17 protein-coding genes and 3 pseudogenes are annotated in these 18835 nt (G+C 47.6%); 6 read left to right on the top strand and 14 right to left on the bottom strand.

Features of this window, described 5'->3' with window-relative positions:
• Positions 1-283: 283 nt before the first annotated feature.
• Both H6A27_RS15090 and H6A27_RS01920 read right to left on the bottom strand, forming a co-directional pair.
• A complete protein-coding gene (locus H6A27_RS15090; RefSeq protein WP_289540518.1) occupies positions 284-424 on the bottom strand; it encodes a helix-turn-helix domain-containing protein in 141 nt (46 codons plus the stop codon).
• Between the two features lie 5 nt (positions 425-429).
• The gene (locus tag H6A27_RS01920) at positions 430-909 is read right to left on the bottom strand and encodes an AAA-type ATPase lid domain-containing protein (protein WP_338083590.1); all 480 of its coding nucleotides are present in this window, start codon (positions 907-909) and stop codon (positions 430-432) included.
• 29 nt (positions 910-938) lie between these two features.
• On the opposite strand from H6A27_RS01920, the gene H6A27_RS01925 reads away from it, so the two are divergent.
• Positions 939-1895: a hypothetical protein gene (locus H6A27_RS01925; protein WP_204507472.1), complete on the top strand. Its 957-nt coding sequence runs from the start codon at positions 939-941 to the stop codon at positions 1893-1895.
• A 278-nt stretch (positions 1896-2173) separates the two neighbouring features.
• Positions 2174-2953: a DUF6261 family protein gene (locus H6A27_RS01930; RefSeq protein WP_204507473.1), complete on the top strand. Its 780-nt coding sequence runs from the start codon at positions 2174-2176 to the stop codon at positions 2951-2953.
• A gap of 414 nt (positions 2954-3367) precedes the next feature.
• On the opposite strand, the gene H6A27_RS01935 is transcribed toward H6A27_RS01930, so the two are convergent.
• The 5 genes from H6A27_RS01935 to H6A27_RS01955 all read right to left on the bottom strand — a co-directional run bounded on the left by H6A27_RS01935 (position 3368) and on the right by H6A27_RS01955 (position 9111).
• Positions 3368-5098, bottom strand: coding sequence for an ABC transporter ATP-binding protein (locus tag H6A27_RS01935; protein WP_204507474.1), 1731 nt, complete (start codon positions 5096-5098; stop codon positions 3368-3370).
• Positions 5099-5106: 8 nt separating this feature from the next.
• Positions 5107-5727, bottom strand: coding sequence for a class I SAM-dependent methyltransferase (locus H6A27_RS01940; protein ID WP_122120994.1), 621 nt, complete (start codon positions 5725-5727; stop codon positions 5107-5109).
• 7 nt (positions 5728-5734) lie between these two features.
• On the bottom strand, positions 5735-7537 hold the full coding sequence (locus H6A27_RS01945) for an ABC transporter ATP-binding protein (protein ID WP_204507475.1): 1803 nt from the start codon (positions 7535-7537) through the stop codon (positions 5735-5737).
• A gap of 10 nt (positions 7538-7547) precedes the next feature.
• Positions 7548-8369: a class I SAM-dependent methyltransferase gene (locus H6A27_RS01950; protein ID WP_204507476.1), complete on the bottom strand. Its 822-nt coding sequence runs from the start codon at positions 8367-8369 to the stop codon at positions 7548-7550.
• 130 nt (positions 8370-8499) lie between these two features.
• Entirely contained in the window at positions 8500-9111 is a 612-nt protein-coding gene (locus tag H6A27_RS01955) for a TetR/AcrR family transcriptional regulator (protein WP_141427651.1), read from the bottom strand.
• A 504-nt stretch (positions 9112-9615) separates the two neighbouring features.
• Here H6A27_RS01955 and H6A27_RS01960 point away from each other — a divergent pair.
• Both H6A27_RS01960 and H6A27_RS01965 read left to right on the top strand, forming a co-directional pair.
• The gene (locus H6A27_RS01960) at positions 9616-9912 is read left to right on the top strand and encodes a helix-turn-helix domain-containing protein (RefSeq protein ID WP_204507477.1); all 297 of its coding nucleotides are present in this window, start codon (positions 9616-9618) and stop codon (positions 9910-9912) included.
• A 30-nt stretch (positions 9913-9942) separates the two neighbouring features.
• Positions 9943-10236, top strand: a complete 294-nt coding sequence (locus H6A27_RS01965; protein WP_204404250.1) for a helix-turn-helix domain-containing protein — start codon at positions 9943-9945, stop codon at positions 10234-10236.
• A gap of 78 nt (positions 10237-10314) precedes the next feature.
• Here H6A27_RS01965 and H6A27_RS01970 read toward each other — a convergent pair whose 3' ends face one another.
• The 3 genes from H6A27_RS01970 to H6A27_RS01980 are packed head-to-tail and all read right to left on the bottom strand — an operon-like array spanning position 10315 to position 13204.
• Positions 10315-10689 carry a virulence RhuM family protein gene (locus H6A27_RS01970; RefSeq protein ID WP_204507484.1) on the bottom strand — a complete coding sequence of 125 codons (375 nt, stop codon included), beginning with the start codon at positions 10687-10689 and terminating at the stop codon, positions 10315-10317.
• A gap of 14 nt (positions 10690-10703) precedes the next feature.
• Entirely contained in the window at positions 10704-11954 is a 1251-nt protein-coding gene (locus tag H6A27_RS01975) for a site-specific integrase (protein ID WP_204507478.1), read from the bottom strand.
• A 20-nt stretch (positions 11955-11974) separates the two neighbouring features.
• Entirely contained in the window at positions 11975-13204 is a 1230-nt protein-coding gene (locus H6A27_RS01980; protein WP_204507479.1) for a site-specific integrase, read from the bottom strand.
• 279 nt (positions 13205-13483) lie between these two features.
• On the opposite strand from H6A27_RS01980, the pseudogene H6A27_RS01985 reads away from it, so the two are divergent.
• Positions 13484-13663, top strand: a pseudogene (locus H6A27_RS01985) (tyrosine-type recombinase/integrase); the annotation flags it as partial.
• 25 nt (positions 13664-13688) lie between these two features.
• Positions 13689-14462: a PDDEXK nuclease domain-containing protein gene (locus tag H6A27_RS01990; RefSeq protein ID WP_204507480.1), complete on the top strand. Its 774-nt coding sequence runs from the start codon at positions 13689-13691 to the stop codon at positions 14460-14462.
• A 158-nt stretch (positions 14463-14620) separates the two neighbouring features.
• Here the strand turns inward: H6A27_RS01990 and H6A27_RS01995 are convergent, their stop codons facing one another.
• The 4 genes and pseudogenes from H6A27_RS01995 to H6A27_RS02010 form a co-directional block, all read right to left on the bottom strand.
• Positions 14621-16636 carry a KUP/HAK/KT family potassium transporter gene (locus H6A27_RS01995; protein ID WP_018710110.1) on the bottom strand — a complete coding sequence of 672 codons (2016 nt, stop codon included), beginning with the start codon at positions 16634-16636 and terminating at the stop codon, positions 14621-14623.
• A gap of 231 nt (positions 16637-16867) precedes the next feature.
• A pseudogene (locus H6A27_RS02000) lies at positions 16868-17203 on the bottom strand (hypothetical protein); the annotation flags it as partial.
• Positions 17185-17478: pseudogene (locus H6A27_RS02005) on the bottom strand (CHC2 zinc finger domain-containing protein); the annotation flags it as partial. The pseudogenes H6A27_RS02000 and H6A27_RS02005, both read right to left, overlap by 19 nt.
• A gap of 162 nt (positions 17479-17640) precedes the next feature.
• A complete protein-coding gene (locus tag H6A27_RS02010; RefSeq protein ID WP_204507481.1) occupies positions 17641-18714 on the bottom strand; it encodes an AAA family ATPase in 1074 nt (357 codons plus the stop codon).
• Between the last annotated feature and the right edge of the window lie 121 nt (positions 18715-18835).

Consider the following 18835-nt stretch of genomic DNA (forward strand, 5'->3'; position numbering starts at 1 on the left):
TCCCTTTCTTCTTTTGGGCAGTTTGGGCATCGGGAAACGATGCTTTGAAAGCCGAAATTACAACACTTGTTCAAATCCGTTTATTGACGGATTTCTTGTGCTCTCAAAAGCACAGCAAGGTGTCCTTCGAGTTACCCGAAGGCTTTTCGGTTACTGCCGAAAAGTGGCAGCAGCAAGGTATGTTTTGAGTTACTCAAAACCTTACGGGTTACTCCCCGAAAGCCTTGCTGCGGTTGCTCCTCCGAAGTAGGGCAACCTGTTCCTGACCTGCGGTAATCATGTCTTATTCCTTGTGTCTGATATTATACTTTTTCATTTTGTCGTACAGCGTGGTGCGCCCGATGCCGAGCAGTTCGGCAGCCAAAGAGCGATTGCCATTCGCTTGCTCCAAAGCACGGATTATCTGCTTCTTTTCTATTTCCACGTTTTTCAGGGATAATGACGCTTCACCAGATAACTGACTTTCCTCGAACTCCAGTTTTCAGCCGTAACCCAATCCCCGTCGGTGAACAGCACCGCCGAGCGCACCGTACCTTTCAGCTCCCTTACGTTGCCAGCCCACGGATGAACGAGCATCCGTTTCCTTGCTTCCGCATTAAAGCCTTTCACTTGCTTGCCGAACTCCTTGTTTGCAAGTTCACGGAAGAACTCCGCAAGCGGCATGATGTCCTCACGGCACTCACGCAACGGCGGTATGTGCAACGTGTATTCCTTAATCCGATGAAACAAGTCCTGACGGAAACGCTTTTCGGCTACTGCTGACTGCATATCCTCGTTGGTGGCGGCTATGATGCGCACGTCAGCAGTCTTTTCCTTGTTGCCGCCTATGGGTCTGTACCGTTTGCTCATCGTATGTATTTTCTCGGCGACAACCTTGCCCCTTTCCTTACTTTTCGTTATCTTCGCCACCCGAAAACTAACATTTAACAGAAAATGAAATGAAGAAAAAGACAAAACGTAATTTGATTATCGCAGCGATAGTGATAGTCTTGATTGCTGCCGGAGCCGCTTGGTTTGCTTATCCTTTCATCCGTTATAGTTCGCATACGCTTGCATACCGTTCAGCCCTGCCGGAAAACGCGTGCTATCAATATCCGATTCAGTACAGCAAAGAGGGTTGGTTTCTGATTGATTGTACCCTCAACGGCACGCACAAAGTTCCGCTCCGTATCGACACGCAAGCGACAAGCCTTATGCGCGAAGATTCCATCCAAGCCTATGGCGGCGAATACTGGGGGGATCTGCCGATGACAAGCGCCAATGCGTATCAAGAGGAACATACTCCTAAGTTATACACATTCACTTCTATTGCTTTTGGTGAGGCAAGCATCCAAGAACCGATGTTCAACGGCATTCGCAAAGATAACGTGATATATGATGTGATAGATGAAGGCGTGTTCGGAACGGAAATGTTGGCTATTGGCACGTGGAAATTCGACACGGAAGCGGGCACGATGACGCTTTTCCATTCCAATAACAAAGACCTGCTGGCAAAGGAGACCGCAGGAATGACCTATCTCCCTCAAGGATTACGCGAGGATTCCATTCCGGTTTATATGAATGGATTGAATGAAGAAATACGCTTTACGCTCGATTTGGGTTATACAGGAGTATTGGAGATAAACAACGCACTTGCAGACCGGCTGAAAACGTACTTTCCTTACGAAGAAAAAATCAAACAGCACGGAGGGAAATTGACCGATACGCTCACCGTTTTCAAGATTCCCGTCACGGTTGCCGGAACACGGGTTGATTCTTGTGAGGTAGTGAACAGTCGCGTGGTAAACGCCAACTATATCGGAGCCGAATTTATGCACCGCTGCAATTTCGTGCTGCACTATTCTCTCAACGAGCACGGCAAGCCGAACAAAGACCTCTATCTGAAAGTGAGATAAATTATTTCAGTCGACACCTCCAATCCGCTCCGACAACCGCCCTCCCCAGCGGGGACAACACAAATCCTGCCGGATAACCACTTTTCCCTGCGGGGACAGCCCTAATCCGTCAGGATAACCGCTTTCCCCGGCGGGGACGATGCCAATCCTGCAGGATAAGCACTTTCCCCGCTGGGGAAAGGCAAAATCGGGACGGATTGGAACTTTCCCCGCTCTGAACTTGGCTCGCCGGAAAGATTTAGCTACATTTGTTACAGAAATTCTAAAATATCACGGATATGAAAAAGATTCTCACATTAAACATCAAGCAACTTCGCACCGAGGAGTCGTTCGGTTATCAGAAACAGGTCGTGGCGGAAACGGCGAACCTGCCTATCGGCGAGGAGACAGGAACCCCAAGCGAGATAAGCCAGCTGTCCGCTACGAATCCCGTGTTGGAGGCAAAGGTTAACGATTTCACCACCGCTGTCGATGCTTTCGACGATGCGTTGAAGGCATCCTCCACGAATCCCGCCACCGCCACGGCGACCGCGACGGATGACGCCCGTGACGCATCTTGGCGTGGTGCGAACAATTATGTGACGGCGATGTGCGCCCATCCGACCGCCGAAGTAGCCGCCAATGCCGCCGAAGCGAAATCATTGTTCGACAAGTATGGCGACCCCACGAAGCTGGCGCAGACCGAGGAAAGCGGTGTATTACACAATCTGTTGCAGGACTTGGAAGCTCTTGATTCAAGCAAGCGCACCGCGTTGAATCTCGATGTATGGATTACCGATTTGAAGACGAAAGAAGATGCCTTCCTCGCTGCAGCCGCCCAGCGCACGGAAGCCGACGCTGCCCGTCAGGTGGGTATCGTGAAGGAAACCCGCACCGCCGCAGAAGCAGCTTACCGTTCATTGGTTGATACCGTCAATGCGTTGGCAATGATAAATGGTGATGCGGAATATGCTACTTTCATCGACCACGTGAACGCAATGATTGAGCGTCAGAAAGCTATCTCAAAAGCACGCACTACGCGGGCGAAAAAGGAGGATAAGAAGCCGGGCGAGCTTTGATTCGTTGGGTAAGATTTAGGATTAGCCCCTGCAAGCCCCTACAAGCCACAATGCGTTTGCAGGGGCTTTTTCTGTAAACGGGTAGCACGTTTAGCTACTTCTGGCAAGAGATTCACTAAAAGGCTGTCGGCTTCTTCCTGCCGCTCAAATACCGACATGATGTGCCGCAGATGTTCTTCCTTGTTTGCCAGTAGAGAGCGAAGAGTGTCTATCTGCGCTGGATACACATATGCTGCACAATGGAACTTCAATGCTTGTAACAGGCTATCTGTACATTGATGCCATAAAGCCGATAAGTACAATTAAGATAAAATATCCTACTAACACTTTATACCGTAAATTCATTTAAGAATCTATCATTTTAAAGATGCCTGCTCTATAAAAACAGGCATCCTATTGATTTTTATACCGTTTTTACAGTTTCCAACCTGAAATTTGTTCCTGAATATTCCATAGTTGGGCATACAACCCATCGGCCTGCATCAATGTTTCATGCGTACCTTTTTCCCTTATCCGTCCGTTATCCAACACGATAATTTGGTCTGCGCCCTTAATAGTTTTAAGTCTGTGGGCAATGGCGATGACAGTACGCCCTTTGATGAGTGTGTCTATGGCTTTCTGTACTTCCACTTCATTTTCGGGGTCAAGTGAGGCGGTCGCTTCGTCAAGCAGGATGATTTGTGCGTCTTTCAGCATGGCACGGGCTATGGATATGCGTTGCTTTTCTCCGCCCGAAAGGGTGCACCCGCCTTCGCCTACCAAGGTGTCATATCCTTTGGGCAACCGCATGATGAAATCATGGCAACAGGCTTTTTTAGCTGCGGCTATAATTTCTTCTTCCGTCGCATCCGTTTTACCAAAGCGGATATTATTGCGTATGGTGTCCTGAAACAGATAGACATCCTGAAATACCATAGAGATGTGGCTCATCAGACTTTCTGGATTTATCTCATTCATCGGAACACCATTGAAAAAGATACATCCTTTCTGTGGGTCGTAGAAACGGGCGCAAAGCTTCATCACCGTACTTTTCCCGCTTCCCGAAGGTCCGACAAGAGCCGTCAAGGAGTTTTTCGGGAGCGTAATGTTTATATCATGCAACACTTCCTTGTCTTGATAGGCAAACGATACGTGTTCAAACCGGATATCGCCCGCTGCCGGGGATTGCCGTTCTCCTTTCATCTCCGGCTCGTTCATCAAGGAAAGGATGCGTCCACCGGCAATGGAAAAATAGCGGAACTCGGTAAAGTTTGTCAGTGCGGAAGTCAGCGGGTCGAACACACGAGAACCGACTACAAGGAACAGCACGAATACAAGGATTGAAAGTTGCCCTCCCAACAGAAGGTAAGTTCCACATAGCACCATCATTGTCAGCCCGGCACGTACTAAAGTGATGCTCAACAAGACGAATGGGCCTAACAAGGCCTCCTGACGGATGCAAGCACGGCGAAGTTCCGCAAAAGCATCGCGCAACCTGACAAAGCGGTCACCTATCAGATTGTACGCTTTCATTACACGAATACCCTGCAAGTATTCTTCCAACCGGTTCCCTGCATTGATTTTCGCTTGAATTTGCCTGCCGCTTAACTTCCGCTGTGCCTTTGTGCTTGCCCACAGGACGAGCAAGGCAAGCGGCAAGGCGGCAAACATACTGACCGCCATCCTCCAATCTATCCATACAAGCGAAACAAAAGCCAGTACGGGCATGACTATGGCACCCATAAGTTGGGGCAGGTGGTGCGAAATTCCGGTTTCTGCCATCATGAAGTCCGTAACAAGCATAGACGACAAATCACCCGGATCACGTTTCGACAAAAAGCCCAACGATAGTTTCCGCAAGTGCTCCGCCAGCGACAAACGCCCGGAAGCACTCATTTCGTATGCTCCTCTAAAATTGGCTCGGTAGGATGCCCGTTCTGCCAAAGCCATGACCAGCATATAAACAGCCATAATGCCGAATATCCACCACATGCGGGTCGTGTCAAGCGGCTGTCCGCTCCTGTCAAATGCACTGAAAATGATACGTATCGCTTCTATAGAAAGACAAAACGGTACTATATTCACTAAGTTGGCAAGCATGGTGTAACCCACCGGCTTGTAAAGTCTTTCCGTGTGACCTATTGTAATATTCTTTATTGCATTCATATCTTATTTTATTTATATGCTATAATATGTATTTCTTCCTTTTTACGGATTGTTCTGATGGATGAAAATCCGACTTCATGCAACCGTTCTTCCAATTCTGCCGGAGTATAGACAACCATACCGTCTATCCGTTCCGTCCACATTTTTCCAAGTTCGGGGTCGCTCGCTTCCAGACTAATAAGGAAACAACCTCCTTCTCGGAGAACACGCGCCACTTCAGACAACGCTATGTTTACAGGCGACCAGAAATAGACCGTTTCAAAAGCCGTGATAGCATTAAAGAATCCATCCTCATAAGGTAATGAACAAACATTCCCTTGTTGTATGAAACATCTTTTATTCAAGTCTTTTTCGTTGTACTTTTGGGCGAATGAAACACTTTCTTCTGACAGGTCTATGCCGTAGATATTTCCTTTCGGACATAAATTCAATAAACGTTTCAAATTCGCACCACCGCCACAGCCTATATCAAGAACATTCCAATTCGGCTGCCATTCCACTTGCTTCATGCCACGATTAGCTAAAGATGCATGAAAACAATTCATTCCTCGCAAAATCATCCGTCCCCAAAATCCTTGCGGACAACTTGTGTTTTGCAAGACCTTGTTTAAGAAATTCTTCTTTCTCATATTGCTTTTAGTTTTTGTTCAATGTCCAATGGTATGCGCTCGTATAGGCATCCCACATATTTTTATATACACCCTCCGTCACGGATAATTGTTCATGCCTTCCGCATTGCACAATGCTTCCTTCTTTCATGACGACAATCTGATGTGCGGAGATGATGGAAGAAAGGCGATGGGCAATCACAATGACCGTCTTGTCCTTTATCAGTGACTGCAAAGCCATCTGCATTTTATGCTCGTTTTCAGGGTCAGCGAAGGCAGTGGCTTCGTCCAACACCAGTATCGGAGCATTCTTCAATATGGCACGAGCTACACATATCCGTTGGGCTTCACCGCCGGACAGGAATACACCTTTATCGCCTATCCTTGTTTCGTAGCCTTGCGGCAAACGCTCTATGAAATCGTGGCATTGGGCAGCTTTCGCAGCGGCTATTACCTTTTCTTTTGTAGCATCTGGAGAACCTACGGCAATGTTCTCATATAATGTGTCGTAAAAAAGGAAAGTGTCTTGAAATACAAATGAAACCATGTCCATCAGTTTTGCCGTATCTATCTGACGAATGTCAATGCCTCCTATACAAATTTCCCCTTGCTCCACATCCCAGAACCGGGGTATTAGGTTGGCAACCGTTGATTTTCCGCTTCCTGAAGGACCGACAAGGGCGGTTATCTTTCCTTGTGGAGCTTTGAAGCTGACATCACGCAGGGCTTCCGTCCGTGTGCCCTGTTCCGTGTTTTCGTAAGAGAATGACACATGTCGGAATTCCACATCGTAGGCGGCAGGCACTTGCGGATGTTCCGGCTCCGGCACAGATTTCTTTTCAAGTATGCGGTCGATACGGTTTACACCTTCATCGATGTCGCGCGTGTTGCCTCCCAAGAATGTCAGTTTATAAACGGGAGAAGCCATACCCGGCCCCATGATAATGAAGAACAGCCATACTACCGCCAATGACAAGGATTGCGGACTGGCTTGCATCAGCAGGATGCCAACAGGAAGAATAAACGTCACCATCGAATTGAGCAAGACGGTAAAGGCAATCATTCCGTTCTGGTAGGTGTCACAGCATTTCAAGGCGAATGTCTTGTACGCCTGAATCTCGGCATTGAACTGACGGAACGAACGGACGCTCTGCCCGAAAATCTTGACTACGGGCATTCCCCGTACATACTGCACGGCAGATGCGCTCATCTTTTCCTGCGCATCGTAATAGATGGACATGAACTCTCTTGCCCTTTTACCCATGAAGTTGGAGAATTGGAGGAAAAGGCTGAGCACCACGACCGCCAGGCAGACCACCGTCAGCCATACATCCAATGAGAAAAAGATGACCAGCATGACCGCCACCGTAGCCACTACATTGACCAAATCCGGAATGGTATGGGCGATGAAGCCCTCTATTTTCTCGATATTCTGGTCCATTGTTTTCTTGATGGCTCCCGTAGAGGTATTGTTCAAATATCCCAAAGGCAGTTTGCCGATATGTTCAGACAGACGGACACGCAACCCATACAAGATACGGAATGCAGCCACATGTGAGGACATCAGGGCGGCATAGAGCAATATCAATCCGCCAACAAGCCCTCCAAATGCAATCCATCCCCAACGCATCATGTCCGTTCCGTCCAAAGCGGAAAGATTGGAGCCATTCGACAGCAACTCTTTCAAAATTTCATAAACTGCCCAATAAGGCACAAGCATACACACCGCGCTGCCAGCCGACAGCAGACCTGCTAATATAAGTAGACCTTTCCTTTGTCCCGCTATCTCGAACAGACGGGACAAGCCTTCTTTCTTTTTTGATTTCTCCATTGTTATTACGCTATTTTGAAATGATTTTATATCCGAGCAATGAACTGAATTTGTAGCAAAGCCAAGGGATGCGCCCCAATATCTGCCCAAAGAAGAATCCCCAGCGTGAACGGAAGAACTTCATATAGTTAGCCTGTTCAATGAGCTTTAAAGACGGTTCCCATTGTTCCACCACATACCCGTTGCTTATGCCGGAACGGATTTGAGCCTCGTGTTTGCGGAGCGAATCGGGCTTCACACCATGTCGGCTCATTATCGTGCCGCACACGTCAAACCACAATTCACCTCCCCCGAAACGGCTTGCCACGTGATGCAGGAAGGATTTTACTTGCTTCTCGTAGAAGTACATCAGTACCCCCTCCACGATGAAGATAAATTCTGCTTCGGGGTGCTTCCGGCGCAGGTCATCCATCCAGTCGGTCTCCAACAAAGACGCTTCAATATAGACATTGTCCGGCTGTTCGGGTATCAATTCCCGGCGTAGAGCAATGACCTCAGGCAAATCCAAATCATAAAAGACTGCTTTCTGACTTCCGATACGCTGGAAACGGGTATCCAGTCCACATCCCACATTGACCACGACCGGATGCGAATGTGCTTTAATAAATCGGCGCACAGCGCAGTCAAAATACCATCCACGCACCACACATCCCACTTCGCTCAACTTTGCCCCGTCGAACTGGGAATAATCGTATTCCAAACTGTCCGCCAGCCATTCCGCAGCCTTGTCATATAGAATGGGATTATTCCGGCGACTTTCTTTGGCTCTCATGTATAGCGGAATAAGCAATGTTTCCGCTACAATACTCTTAAACTCGTATTTCTGTCTCATATTTTTGGAGTGTTTAATAGTGAACGATATTCAGAATTGTTCATAAAAAAAGGAGGAAACCTCCGTGAAGATTTCCTCCTTACCAACCGTTCTGATGCGGTTGAATGTTCGTATGTACGTTGTCTGTATCTCATATCTTGATAATAGCCCTCCAACCTTGGATTTCAAACAGGATATAATCGTGCAAAATAGCCTCCATCTCTTGCCGGGGTACGGAATGCATCAATAGCTCCTCGAACATCGTGAACATCCATACCGTATGCAAATGAATGATAAAATCGGACACAGCCGTATTGATTTCGGGATGTTTCCGCTGCATGGACGCGAACCACGCCTTAACCAATTCCGTGGAACGGTCGGTATAATTCTCACGGAAGCGTTCCAATGAAGAACCTTGCGCACGGAACAACAGTATTTCCATTAGCGAACGGTGTTTGTCTATAAGCGAAACATATTCGTCAATGCAGGATTTCAGGTATTTTTCCGACCGCATCATCATAATATCTTCGCCCCGTATGCCGTGGTGTTCTTGCAGCATGGCTTCCAAAGCGCACAAAACAGGACGGACCACTTCACGGAATAATTCATCTTTGCTTGTGAAGTAGTTATAGATATTCCCAACACCAACACTCGACAATTCCGCTATTTCGCGCATGGAAGTCTTGGAATAGCCTTTCTTCTCGAATTGCTGTCTGGCAATCGTCAATATCCGACCCCTTATGTCCTCTTTCAGCACTTGCATTTATAACGAACAATGTCTGATTTTAATTTTTTGCAAAGGTATAAGGCTTGAAATTGTCGTGCAATACCTATTTTTAGGTATTTTGCGTCTTCCAAAACATGGGGAGCAAACCGTTTCGGTATGCCCGAAATACAAACCTGCTCCCATAAAAACTTTGCCCCAATGGATACTCCTGTTTCTTTAAGTCAATCGTATTCCATAAAATAAAGTCATACTTCATTCTACATCAAGCTCAGGTTTATTAGCAGGCTTATTTGAACCTGATGAACGCCACAGGCTACCACACCGATGCCAAATGCTGCCACGCAGGTGCGAAGCGGTTGGATTGTGCCGGACTTCGCTTTCCTTTGCATCACGGACGCTTGGAACAGCCGTCACGGGGTCGGCGGATAACGCCACTCCCTGCCACAAGCTGCCACGATTGTGCCAACCCATCGTTTGATGCGTAATGCTCATTTACTTTGCGTCCAAAATCGAGTATCAACATTAAAAACAGTATCGACAATGGAAGTATTGATTTTTCAGAAAGAGGCGTTTGAGGAAATGGCGGCGAAGTTCAGCCGTTTCTCAGACCGTGTGAACGAACTTCTTGCCAAACAAGGCGGCAAGTCATTAAACCGCTGGATGGACAACCAAGAGGTCTGCCAACAGTTGAACATCAGTCCGCGCACCTTACAGACGCTGCGTGATAACGGCACGCTGGCCTATTCGCATATAAACCACAAGGTGTTTTACCGATCGGAGGATGTGTTGCGCATCGTCAAGCCCGTTAAAGGTAAGCTGGCAGACAAAGCCGTTTGATTATTATGTACCACTAAATCCAACGTAACAATGAGTGAAATGATTACCAAGAACCATGCGCTTGTCGCCGAGTTCGGCGACAGCCTTGACCGTCTGCTGGACGGCATCGAGAACTTCATGGCAAACAGTCGTCCGACATTGGGCGGTGAACGTTTCCTGACGGACAGGGAGGTGTCGGCGCGGCTGAAAGTGAGCCGACGCACCTTGCAGGACTACCGCAACAACGGCATAATCGCCTATTACCAGTTGGGCGGCAAGATTCTATACAAGGAATCGGACATCGAAAGTATGCTTGCCGCCAATTACCGGGAAGCGTTCAGATAGTCTGACGGAAATCCCCTGTAAAACGGTGTTACCCTCAAACGGCGTAAGAGATAGCCTTATACGCCGTCTGAGGTCTGCTCAATTTCCCGCTCTCTTTCCACGCGACGGGGAGAGCGAAAAGAAAAGGTTGACGGGCTGTCTGTTTATCATGGTCAGCCTGCCCATGATAAACCGTCTGAAAGCCATGCTCTCCCGACCTCTTAACTTGAAGGAAACGGCTATCACCATTTCAAGGCTGTAAACATCGTAGTTTATCCCGTTGTCCTGTTTGATGTACCGCTTCGTTTCGCTTTCCAACAATTCCATGTTTTTGTAGATAGTGTGTATAGTCTTGCGGATGTCGCAGCCGAACACATTGAACGCATCGGACATTTCCTGTTGTGTCATCCAAACGGGAGCGGTCGGCATCGTGACCGCCCCGTTTTCTGTGATTGTGATTATTCCCCGTTCCATTGTCATGCCTCATATTATTTATTATCAATGTTTGTTTCTTTTGGCAGTTCTGGTCTTTTGTACCATTTGCCCGTTCCGTACATCATTCTGACCGCCATCAGGTTGTCCATGTCCTTTGAAATCTTCTTGTCAGTAACCTCCGCGTACCGCTGGGTAGTCCTTATACCTGAGTGACCCATCATCTTGGCAATGCTCTCGATGGGTATGCCCTCCGAAATCAAGAAAGTTCCGAACGAATGGCGGCTTTGATGGTAGGACAAGTTTTCTTTCCGTCCTATCGCCACGCCCAGCTCGTGTATCTCGAACCACATCTCGTCACGGCTTGGAAGCGGAAACACGGGCTTCGTGTCGTCGGTCGTGTTGTAGAGGTCGAGTATCTGCTCCGCTATCGGGTGCAGGGGGATGAACGCCTCCACGTTGGTCTTCTTGCGGTTGATGCGGATGTAACGCCTGCCGTCCGCCGTCGTGCCGATATGGTGCGGATGGAGCAGCATGATGTCCACATACGCCAATCCCGTAAACGTTGAAAACAAAAATGCCCTGCGCCCAAGTTCCTGCAACGGGTCGAGCATGGGTGTTTCAAGGATGGCTTTCAGTTCCGCACGGCTGATGTGCCTGTGCCTCGGCGCGGGCTTCTTCTCGTATTCCATGTCCTCCAACGGGCTGGCACGGAGTATCTCGTAGTCCACGGCGAGGTACACCAGCTTGCTCAGCCAGCACAGGCACTTGTTGATTTGCTGTGCGCTGAAATTCTTGTTGCGCTTCATGAAAGCCTTGTAGGAACTGCCGAACTCCTCCGTAATGTCGCTGAACTCGATGTCCTCCTTGCCCAACGATGTGAGATAGTCTTTCAGGTATTTCTGGTAATATCCCGAATGGCGGTAGGTGGACGTGGAGTTTATTTCCTTTGAACGGGCAAGCAGCCGTTCACGCTCCCTTTCGCCCATCTGCAGCAGCTTGGTGGGTATGACGGCTTTCCTTGCCAGCGCATTTTTGAGCAGTTCGGCACTCACCACGTTCTGTTTCTTTAACGAATCCTCATAAGCAAGTTCAACGGACTTCTTGAACTCCTGCAAGCGGTTGCTCTCGCGGACGGTGCGAATGGTTCCCTTGCTGCTGTTCCAGTCCTCCGGTCTGCAATAGATGCCCGTCGCCATCGTGGAACTCTTGCCGTCTATTGTGATGCGGCAGAGGACGGCGGTCGTGCCGTCAGCCTTTACCTTGTTACGGTTGATGTACGGTAATATGGAAAATGTACTGCGCATGGTTGTAATGTTTTTATTAGTTAGAGAACAAGTTTCAAGTCTTTGGTCGCCTCGATGTATTTGTCCATGTCTTCAAACAGCTTTTTCGGAGTGACACGGGCATAGACTTGGGGCGTGGTTATATCGGAGTGACCAAGCATCCGGCTGATGGTTTCAATCGGCACTCCGGCTTCCAGCGTAATCAGCGAGGCGAAGGAGTGGCGTGCCTGATGGTAGCACAAGGTGCTGCTTATCCCTGCGAGGACGGCAAGGGATTTCATATGCCGGCGGAGGTTCGGATGGTATACCATCGGGAACAGCGTCGGGCGGTTGTCATCATGGTATTTCTCAATTAGGGCGAGGGCTTCCGGCAGCAGCTTCACGCTCGCCCGAAGCTCGTTCTTCTGGCGGCGGTATTTAAGCCACAGGTTGCCCTCATCGTCCGTATAGAGGTTCTCACGGGTGACGCTCACCGCATCCGCATAGGCAGTGCCGGTATAGCAGGCAAACAGAAAAAGGTCACGTACAAGGATGTGCGTGGTGCGCCATGCGGGTATCTCCACGTCACGGATTTTCTCGAAGTCCTCACGGCTCAACGCCCTCGGTGTACGCTCTGTCTTTTGCGGTAAGGTGAAATTTGCAAAGAAGCATCTTTCCGCATACCCCTCCTTGTAGGCGATGCGGCATACCTTTTTCAAGATAGCAAGATAGTGGCGCACGGTATCCACCGCCAAGCCTTTCACGTCCATGACATAATTCTGGTAATCGTGGATGAACTGTTCGGAAAGCTGCCCGAAAGCGATGTCCTTCGTCTTGAACTGCCACTCGATGAACTCGCCCAATGTCCTTCTCATGTAGTAATAGCCGGGGTAGGTTCCTTTGGCACGGTCGATGCCTATACGGGCTTTCAAGTCCTCGCAGATGCGGTCGGTCATCCTCAGCAGGGTCATCTGCGTATCCATACTGCCTTGGAACAAGTCCTTGACCGCCGTTGCGTCAAAGTCCTGCCTACGCTCCACCAACGTATCAAATGCCGCATTGACCGCAAGCAGCAACTTGTCCAGTTTCGCGTTGGTTTCCACCGCCTCGCGGCTCTTGCCGTCCAGACGGCTTTCCCTTGCGTTCCACAACTCCGGCTTGCACGACAGCTTGCATCCGAACTGCGCCATCGTACGGTTCACCGTTATCCTTCCCATTATCGGGGCTTTGCCCGACTTGTCCGTTCCGCTCTTTTTCAGGTAGAGCAGCACCTTGAATTTTTCAACTTTCATACGCTTACTGTTTTTGTCGCAAAATTAACTTATGAGTAAGCGTCCATTGATTTGCAGAACGGTGCGTATCGGCGCAATCGGCACGGGCTTGCAACAATTTCATTTTCCGTGCGTTACCTGTCCTTGCTTCGGTAACTGACGGCTAACGGCTTGGTAACTGAAATGGCTCAATGTTCCGCACTTCGTTGCGTTTCCGGCATTTGGCAGAATAATGAAAAACCGCTCATTTCAAACGGGTTACGTTTTGTTGTTACCTGTTTGCTGACGGCTGCTTTGTGGGTTCTGTTCCATTGCGCCCGTCACTCATTCGCCGTGAATATCCTCAACAATGGGGCGAACATCAAGACGGTTGCCAGCCTGCTCGGGCATAGCGGACTGAAACATACGGAGAAATACACCCGTGCGGTGGATAAATTGAAAGAGGAGGCGATAAACAGCCTGCCGGAATTAAAGTTTTAACCATAAAAGACTTACCTTTGCAATTATGGACTTTGAAGCATTAGTAAAACATATCAGCACGATGCAAAGCACGTTGCAGGCGCAAGCCGCACACGCTGTAAACCTCGCCCTGACTGCCCGCAATTGGCTCATGGACTGCTATATCGTGGAGTTTGAGCAAAACGGTGAAGACCGTGCCGCATACGGCGAACAACTGTTGAAGAAACTGGAACAGCGGTTGAATGTCAAAGGACTGAACGAGCGCAGCGGATTGTCGAAAAACAAAGAAGCCTTATCTGCTTTGGTGCAACGGCAAGCCATGCCGCTGCAGCCCAAAGACATTATTAACACGCCCGTTACGTTGGAGTTCTTGGGATTGAACGACCGTGCTTTGGTAACGGAAAACGACTTGGAGCAATCCATTCTGGACAACCTGCAACGCTTCCTGTTGGAAATGGGACATGGCTTCTGCTTCGAAGCACGCCAAAAGAGAATCCTGATAGACGGGGATTATTTCTTTGCCGACCTCGTGTTTTACCACCGCATTTTGAAATGCCATGTCATCGTGGAATTGAAGATAGACAAGTTCCGCAACGAATACGCTTCGCAACTGAACCTATATCTTAACTACTTCAAGGCGAAAGTGATGCAACCCGACGACAATCCGCCTGTCGGCATCCTGCTTTGCACCGAGAAGGGCGACACGTTGGTAAAATACGCCACTGCCGGATTAGACCCGAACATCTTCGTGCAAAAGTATATGATAGAACTTCCCACTGAAGAGGAAATTAAGAAGTTCATTTCAACTGCAAACTATTAGCAATAAAAAACACTACTGGCGAAAAGAAGGAAAGCCATTCTTTCTCTTTTCGCCAGCACGTTTATTACTGCCAACAAGAATAGGTTTAGGTTAGTTTGGATGTATATACAAAAGACAGAACTAAACCGTAAATGCAGACGATAATTATAGCAAGTCACTTATGATACATTCTGTTCTTCCAAGACTATATTAGCATCATTATCGCATTTTTCAGGCTTAATCCGCTCTATACGACGAATATGTTTTGCCCTATTAGCTATAATTAACGGTACACGCTCGACAACAACAACCGATGTGTCAAGCCCCAACGCACTCGGTTCTCCAATGCCTATCTTTCTAATTAAGGCATAAAGGCTCATCAGCAAATTTTGTCGGCGGTTACGGGAATCTTCAGGATAATATATCCGGTGGATAATAATAAAGCGAAAATCACCCGGTATGCCATTCTTATGCAATGAAGGATAAGAGCTTGTTAGTTCTACTTCACCATCCGCAACAAGGTCATCAACTACTTGTCGTAAATAAAGGCTCACTCGCGGTTCTATACGAAAACCTATACGCATGGTTATACTAAACAATGTCCCTTTTATTAATGTGGAACAATTATATTCAAGTGTGTCTGGTGTATCCACAAATTCAAGGTTAATAAGCCAATAATGATCTGCCCGTTTAGGCTGCTTATTAATTATGGAATACAACAATTTATCGTCCACACAACCTTCTTTGTCTGCATGATTCACATAGACAAGATTAGAAGCATATTTGGATATGCTTTCGTCCGCCTTAATATCAGAAATAATGTTGTAGTATTCACTTAACCGTTTGGAAGACATATGTTTTCGACGAATTTTGTTGGCACTTACCCATACAAACATGATAAAACATAATAATCCACCTATTAACAGCGTAAACCAACCTCCGACCATAAATTTGGACAGGTTTGCAGCAAGGAAAATACCTTCAATAACACAATATCCGCCGACAAACAGTATTGATAGAATGCGTGGAATGTTATGCATATGCAAATAGAATCCCAACAACAATGTTGTCATCAACATTGTAATAGTTATGGCAAGTCCATAAGCGGCTTCCATGTGGGTGGAATCTCGAAACAACAATATAGTAAATATTACTCCAATATACATTACAAGGTTTACCATTGGAATAAATGACTGACCTTTTACGTTGGTAGGGTGCTTAATACGCATACGAGGCCAGAAATTCAAGTTCATAGCTTCACTCAATATGGAAAATGAACCGCTTATTAGAGCTTGGCTCGCAACAATAGCTGCCCCGGTAGCCATTGCTATGGAAAACAACAGTATTTCTTGTGGCATGATTGAATAAAATGGGTTCACTGTACCTTCTGCACTTTCCGGATGATGCAATACCCACGCTCCTTGCCCCAAATAATTTAGAATAAGCATCACCTTTACAAATATCCAACTGACCGTAATATTTCGTCTGCCACAGTGCCCTAAATCAGAGTATAAGGCTTCTGCACCAGTGGTACACAAGAAAACGGCACCCAATATCAGAAACCAGTGGGGGGATTCCACTAATAACCGTATGGCATAGTAAGGATTGAATGCCTTGAATACTTGAGGATAGGAAGTCAGACTGATAGCTCCGGCGATTCCAAGAAGCAGGAACCAAAGTAGCATAAATATGCCAAATGACCGTCCTATATTTTCTGTACCAAAACGCTGAACGAAAAATATAATGGTAATAATGGTCAGTGTAATAGGAATCACAGGCAGATGCGGACTGATACTTTCAAGTCCTTCTATGGCAGTTGTGACCGTAATGGCTGGAGTGATAATACCATCAGCAAGCAAAGTGCTCGCACCGATAATGGCAATGATGTAAATCCACCTTCTTCTGTGGCGGCGTAAAAGGGCATAAAGCGCAAGTATGCCACCCTCCCCGTTATTGTCGGCACGGAGAGCCACCAGCACATATTTCACCGTAGTCTGAAGAGTAAGCGTCCATATGATACAAGACAATGCGCCTAAAACATAATTTTCATCAAGAGCTTCTCCAGTATGAATGATGGCTTTCATAACATAGAGTGGCGATGTTCCAATGTCACCAAAAACAATACCCAATGTGATGAGTAACCCGGCAAATCCAAGTTTATGTTGAATATTGCCTTCTTTTGATAAGTTTGCCATAAAAAAAGTAGTTTTTTGTTCTACATATATTTGTTTTCCTTTTAAGCGGCGCAAATATAAAATAAAATCTTAACAATAAGATTTCACTTTTCTTTTTTCGTGAAAAATATCATATAAACCTTGACGATGGTCAAGGCTTGTCTAAAAAAATAGTCTGTTTGAATTACGTATAACTATTAAACTCAAAAGCCGAAGTTATGGGACTTATCCTTCACCTCGGTTTTTTGCTATTTACTGATTTCCTAACCTATCAGCTTCCTTTTTCAACTGCTCAGCCTGCTCATTAAGCAGCTTTGCCCGTTCCAAGGCTTCCGCCTGCCTGCGGCAACGTTCCTCAAAATCTAGTACCGAATCCGTCAGGTTGCGGATAAAACGCTCGTCCCGCTGCCACTTGAACTTATTCTCCAGTCTTTCAAGGGTATTGGCGTCCGCTTGTCCCTGCATCAGCAGATAACGGTATTTCATGTCGTTGTCCTGCAACTGCCCCATCCGTTCAGCCAGACGGACATTCAGGAACAGGGACGTGGCACAGACAATCAGACCTGCCGAAAAGAAAAACTGACCGGGCGGACATGCTGTGCCTGCTCTGCTATCCGGTTTAAGAGGTACGGCAGATGGTCGGAACAGTAAAGTTCCTGTGCCAGTGCGATGATGTTGCCGCCTTTGCCAGCCCCGAAGTCATACCATTGTTCCCGTTCTGTGTTTACTTTAAAGGATGCTTCATGTTCCTCCCTCAGTGGCGATTTGTACCATAGATTCGCTCCCTGCTGCTTGACGGGTGAATATCCCAGACTGTGCAGGTAATCGGTGATGGGTATTTTCTTTGCTTCTTCAATGTTCATAATGCAAACTTTTTAGTGGATGATGAATAATTGGGAAGTGTACCAGTCCGGTTTAGACCTTCATATATACGCCCGTACTGTACCGGACTTGATTGCCGGGAGTGACGGGAAACGGGAAGTCTGTTCCCCTTATATATATGTCCGAACTAAACCAAACCTATTTTAGTAGTGAAAATCGGGATTGTAACGGTATCCCTTTCCTTCCTTTACAATCATACGCTTGTTCACGAGGAACGTGTTCAATGCCACGAGGACATTGCGTCCCCGCTCGTAGCCGATGCTTGCATAGCCCTGCTTCAACGCCTGTATGACGTTGGAATAGCCCTGCACGGTGCGCTTGCCGAAACCGTTTTCCAACGCCGTGCGGTGCTGCTGTTCAGTCAGTTCCGTAAGCGGGAAACTTTTTTCCTGCTTGGGCTGCTGGAATACATAGCCGTCCACGACTTCGGGCAATGCGCTGTCGTTGATGCGGAAGGCGAAAGGCTCGAAGTCCCGGTCGCGTATATGTGCCGCCTTTACCTCGCTGATGTTCCCGTCCTGCGTGCTCTTGGTGATTTGCAGGACGGTTTCCGCCTTGTTGTTCAGTTCCGTGCCGATATGTCCCCTCGTATTGTCATCCCCCTTGTTCAGATGCAGCACGGTATGAATGTGCAGGTTGTATCCGCTTGACCAGCGCATGAGCAGGTTTATCAGGTCGGTCGATTCGCTGGGGCTGTTGATGTCATACATCAGGCCGCGGATGCCGTCAATGATGAGCAGCCCCACATCGGGCATGTTCTCCAGCATATACTCGATAATCCGCTTCCGCATGTCAGGGGTCTGTTCCCGAAGTACGATGAAAACAAAGTCGTCCCTGTCTTGGTCGGTCGGCAGCCCGGCAAGCCGCAGGATGCGTTCCATCACCTTGTGGCAATGGTACCTGCTCTGTTCGGTGTCCACATAAAGGATTTTCCGTTTGTCCGGAGGCAGGCACGCCGAATAGTGCAGCACCTGGTCATTGGTCAGTGCCGCTGCAACGATGGCGGAGATGTTGAACGTCTTCTTGCTTTTCGCCTTGCCTGTGGAGGCGCTGAAGTTGCCCAGCGTCCCGATGGTGGAGCCGTTCACCCAAAGGATTTCAGGCGGCACATCGTAAGTGTCCGTCACTTTCAGGCGGATGCTTTTCCAAAGGGCAGCAAAATCTTCCTTATTCACGATGGTGTCCCCTTTAGCCTCCGTGCTTTTCTTGTTTTCCATGGGCTTTACTTCTTTAACCCAAGTTTGATAGCCAAAAAAAATTTTTAGTTATTTTTTAGCTGTATAATTTCACTAATCCATTGATTATCAGCTTTAGCATTTCTCAAAATTAAAATGTAGT

This window comes from Bacteroides caecigallinarum (assembly GCF_016902295.1).
Lineage (GTDB): Bacteria > Bacteroidota > Bacteroidia > Bacteroidales > Bacteroidaceae > Phocaeicola > Phocaeicola caecigallinarum_A.